At 38.4% G+C, this 874-nt stretch carries 1 protein-coding gene; it reads left to right on the plus strand.

The features are described from left to right. A partial coding sequence (locus QL998_RS20670) for an IS110 family transposase (protein ID WP_290193399.1) occupies positions 1–874 on the plus strand: 874 nt, incomplete at both ends.

Below are 874 nucleotides of genomic sequence, written 5' to 3' on the forward strand. Positions count from 1 at the left end.
ATAATCAAAGGGAGAAGACCAAAATGAAGATTACAACAATTGGTTTAGACATAGCAAAAAGATTTTTCCATGTGGTGTGCTGCAATGAACAAGGGCGCTTAGTTAAAAAGAAAATGTTAAAGCGTGCGCAAGTGTTATCTTTTTTCCAACAACACACTACGTGTTTAGTTGCTTTAGAGGCCTGTGCAACTTCTCATTTTTGGGCTCGAGAAATCAGAAAATGTGGTCATCAGATAAAGCTTATTCCACCTCAGCATGTAAAAGCCTTCTTAGTTGGCAATAAAAATGATTATAACGATGCTTTAGCAATTAGCGTTGCTTCAAAACAACATCATATTAAGAGTGTCTGTATAAAATCAGTTGAGCAACAAGATAACCAAGCACAGCACAAAGCGAGAGAATTAGCGGTCAGACAAAGAACGGCACTATGCAATCAAATCCGAGGCTTAACTGCTGAATACGGAATTATTTTAAATCAGGGTGTAAACACAATACGCAAAAGTATCCCCCTAATTTTAGAAGATGAAAATACCGGATTATCAGGCGCATTTAAAGCGGTACTAAAGCAGTTAGAAACACAATTGAGTAACTTAGACAGCTGCATTGAAACTTACAGTACATTAATAGTTGAAACAGCAAAAAATAATGATATTTGCCAACGGCTCCAAACAATACCTGGATTTGGTCCTATGGTATCAAGCGCCTATTTCAATGAAGTTGGAAATGGCAGTAACTATAAAAGAGGCCGCGATGTTTCAGCGTCTTTAGGTATCGTTCCGCGTCAACACAGTAGTGGCGGGAAAGATACTTTACTTGGGATAAGTAAGCGAGGAAATAGCTACTTAAGGTGCCTGTTGATCCAAGGAGCAAAAGC

Origin of the sequence: Pseudoalteromonas sp. APC 3691 (assembly GCF_030408135.1) — a bacterium.
In the GTDB taxonomy this organism is placed as follows: domain Bacteria; phylum Pseudomonadota; class Gammaproteobacteria; order Enterobacterales; family Alteromonadaceae; genus Pseudoalteromonas.